This window comes from Brachyspira catarrhinii (genome assembly GCF_005518285.1).
In the GTDB taxonomy this organism is placed as follows: Bacteria; Spirochaetota; Brachyspiria; order Brachyspirales; family Brachyspiraceae; genus Brachyspira; species Brachyspira catarrhinii.
In genome coordinates this window covers 1-4,178 of record NZ_SJDU01000206.1, presented here as the reverse complement: position 1 = coordinate 4,178, position 4,178 = coordinate 1, and the positions used below count along the sequence as shown (strand labels likewise).

The 4,178-nt window shown below is 33.9% G+C and carries 2 protein-coding genes; both read right to left on the bottom strand.

Features of this window, described 5'->3' with window-relative positions; translation table 11 throughout:
* Nucleotides 1-63 precede the first annotated feature (63 nt).
* The gene (locus EZH24_RS08045) at nt 64-3,000 is read right to left on the bottom strand and encodes an LPS-assembly protein LptD (RefSeq protein WP_137998616.1); all 2,937 of its coding nucleotides are present in this window, start codon (nt 2,998-3,000) and stop codon (nt 64-66) included.
* Between the two features lie 53 nt (nt 3,001-3,053).
* Nucleotides 3,054-4,178 (bottom strand): tyrosine--tRNA ligase (tyrS, locus tag EZH24_RS08040; protein WP_137998614.1); only part of this gene is annotated, 1,125 nt, incomplete at its 5' end.

Below are 4,178 nucleotides of genomic sequence, written 5' to 3'. Positions count from 1 at the left end.
TATTTAATAATTTATAATAATTAATAATAATCTAAAGCGATTAAAAAGTAAAGAGATTTTTACCTAAAAACTAAAACTAGAGTTAGTTACGCTCTCTTGTAAATCGGTAATTGTTTTATTAAGGTCGTATTCTCTTCTTGGAAGTCCACCGCTTGGGAAGTCGGTTAATGTGAATTCAATCCAGAATTCTTTACTCCAATAAGAACCTTTAACCGAACCGCTCGCAATATCGGAAGGTAAAGTTGAAGGGCGAATGGAAAAAGTCGCAAGGAATTCCCATCCGTCCAAATCATGCCATAGGCTCGCTTCTATGGACTCCAATTTAAATAAACTGTCCATTCTCTTTCTCGAATTTTTAAAGTTAAAAGAATTTATAATATCCCAGAAAGGATTAACCCAAGTTTCGTTTTCTTTTTGCGCGTAAGATTTTATATATCTATATGTTCTGTTATTTGCGCTCCTTGTTGAAAATCTCACTCGCCATTGTTCCAATATTTGAAATTCTATGCCGAATATAAACGAAGCGGTATTATATCTATAATTGATAAAATCATGATTATATGAAATATCAAAAAATATATCGAAAGAGTTTACAACGCCATCGCTAAAGAAAGGTTTTTTGCCATGTCTCATTAATATTAAGTCGGTAATTTTTCCTATCGGTATCGGTATATGAAAAAGAGTGTTTATATTGTTAGCCGTCAGATTCGTTCCTAATAAATTTTTACCTATATTATAAGTTATGTATGATTGGTCTATATATAATCTTGTCGAGCCTCCGACTTCGGTAGTTAAAAATTTATTCGTGGAAAAATCGATTTTATAACTTTTGGTTTCGGCGTTATAATAAGGTTTCATATCGTATCCCGTTCTGACATAACCTTGAACATCCAAATTCAAATTCGGTATAAAAAATAAACTGTATCCCGTTCCGCCTATCGATAATCTCGAATTAATGTCATGAGAATTAAACTCTCCGCTTGCGCCCGCGTTTGTGCTGTCTTCCGCCATTTTTTTGAATCGATAACCCAAGCCGTAGGAACTTTCCCAAGTGATAGTGGGAGTAAAATAATTATCCCACCCGTAAGGAATCACGCTACGAGGCAAAAATATCGACAAATTCATCGTAGTTCCCAAACCCAAATAAGTGCTGTTTCTGTCGTAAATTAAATCTTCGGCGCTCGGATTAATACTCTTTTGATAATTATAATCCAATCTCGCGTTTGGAGTGAATCTTACAAATTCGTTGGTGAAACTCCTTGACATATTTCCGTATAAATTCACATTATTTCTTTCCGCCACTTTTTCGTTTAATTGATTGTTAAGGTCTGGATTATCGTAAAAATATATACCTTCGGAAGTTTTATAATTTATGGTATGGTTATAGCTTCCTCCCAACGAATAATTGATATTCAAATTTTGAAAATAGTAGGAGGTTTCGTTTCCCCATACGGAACTATAACTCGCTTCTACGGAAGGCAATACCAATCTACCAGGTTTTGGCATATAATAATCGAAGTTTGTATTTTCGTTTACCGAAAGATTTCTAACCGCCGTCAAATCCCATTGCGCTCCAGCTCTGAGGCTGACTCCGTAAATGGTATTATTGAAATAAATCGAATTTTCTATAGAACTTTCAGGATAAGAATTTCCTATATCGTCCAAATCGCCCGTTAGCGAAGTAAAAAACGATACTAAATCCAAAGCCCCTCTTTGATTATAAAAATCCGAACGAAAATATAAATCGCTATTTAAATTTAATTTTCCCGTTAGATAACTGTTTATATTCTGCCCATTATATAATTGTATCGTATGGTCGTATTGGAATTTATATCTCGGAGTAAATTTTCCCGCCTTGCCTTCCGAAAAATAGTTAACATATCTTGTGCCGAATCCAACGCTCGAAGATATATAAGAATCGAGCAAATAATATTGTCTTCCCAAAGCGAACATAGCGTCTAAAGATAAGTTATGGTATTGGCTTGTATATCTTATTTCATCTCCTAAAAGAAAACCCAATTTTTGATAGGCGTCGAATCTTATTCTATGACTCATTCCGTATAAATTGAAAGTTTTGCTGTTTTGCATATACACGCCTTCTCTTAGAGACTGTCCGAAAGTCGATATTATTCCCGTTCCCATATAATTTTGCATAAATAAAGGAAAATAAAATACGGGCTGCCTTCCCACTCTATATATGCTGTTAAATACCATGAATTTTTTAGTGTCCCACACATACACTCTGCTCGCTAAAAAGTCATGCGCTACGGGAGTAAGTCTAGAAAAACTTACGCTGCTTCTGTCGGCAAAGAAATTTTCATCGTTAAATTTTATAATATCTCCCGCGACTGTGAAAGACTGATATTTTGTAGTTCCGCTAAATAAAACTCCCTTTCTGCTTTCTCTATTTAACATAAACCATTCGCCTTGAAGGTCGTTTTCGGAAGATTGAACTCTTAAATTTCCTTGAGCGAACACTTCTCCCGTTTTCAAACTATAAACGACTCTGTCGGAAGATAAAGTATTTCCGTATAATTCGAGAGCGACATTTCCATACAAAAATATTATCTCTTCGTCCGCTTCTTTCACTGCATACCTCTCCACATAATCGGCGCTTATTAACCGAACTCTTCCGCCTCCTCCTCCCATAGCGCTTCTAGATACATTTCTTATTTCATTTTCGCCCGTTATCTTTTCCGCTTGAACATTAACCTGTCTCTTTATTATTCTCGCTCTTAAATCCGCTTCGCTGTCGTAAGGATATATTTCTATTTTATAGGTTCGAGCGTATTCCAATAATATGGCGTAAGGAGTGAAATTTACCACATTAATAAAAGAAACTGGATTTTTCATCGCGTCAAATTTACTTATTGATAATAAAGGGTTTGGAGTTTCGTTGGTTTGAGTATTATTGGTATTATTATTTTGATTATTGTTGTTTTGAGAATATAAACTAACATTAAAAATAAATACAAATAACAGCAAAATTAAAATTCGCATATATCCTCTTAACGACATCAATTTTTAAGAAAATTTTTCCAATTTTATTTTTATCATTTTATCTTTATTTTAAAGAAATTGCGTTTTCCCACTTTCAATACGCCTTCTTTTAATATATTTAAATTCATGTTTGTAATTTTTTCGTTATCCATAGAAACGCTGCCTTGAGAGATTAGTCTTTTCAAATTCGATTTGCTTTCCGATTTCATGCATATTGACAAAACGGTTAATATATTATTGTTTTCGTTTTTATCAATAATAATTTCTTCAATATTGTCGGGCAAACCTTTTGAGCTAAATATTCTTTTAAATTCTTCTTCCGCCGCATCCGCTTCTTTTTCGCTATGATATAATTTAACGATTTCTTTAGCCAATATCGATTTTATATTTCTTGGATTTTCGCCGTTTTCCATCGAATCGGAATATTTTTTAATATTTTCCATAGGAATATCGGTTACAAGTTCCATATATTTCGTAATCAAATTGTCGGGAATGCTCATTGCCTTTCCATACATATCTTTTGGGCTATCGTATATTCCGATATAATTTCCTAAAGATTTGCTCATTTTATTTACTCCGTCCAAACCTTCGAGTAAAGGGACGGTTATAACGGCTTGAGGAGAGAGTCCATATTCTTTCATTAAACTTCTTCCGACAAGCAAATTAAATTTTTGGTCTGTCCCTCCAAGTTCTATATCGCATTCCAAAGAAACGGAATCATAGCCTTGAGCCAAAGGATATAAAAATTCCATTATGCTTATAGCCTGTCCGTTTTTATATCTATTTGAAAAATCGTCTCTCTCTATCATTTGAGCTATTGTGTATCTTGAAGTTAATCCTAAAACATCGGCAAAACTCATTTTTTCGAGCCATCTTGAATTAAAGTCGATTATTGTTTTTTCTGGGTCCAAAATTTTAAATACCTGCTGTTTATATGTTTCGGCATTTTTCAAAACATCTTCCGTAGTTAATCTTGGGCGAGTTTTCGTCTTTCCAGAAGGGTCGCCTATTCTTCCCGTAAAATCTCCGATTAAAAAAATTACTTTATGCCCCAATATTTGAAAATGTCGCATTTTTTTTAATAAAACGGTATGTCCCAAATGAATATCTGGAGCTGTCGGGTCGAATCCCGCTTTGACGGTTAATTGTTTTCCGCTTTTTAATTTTTCTTTTATTTC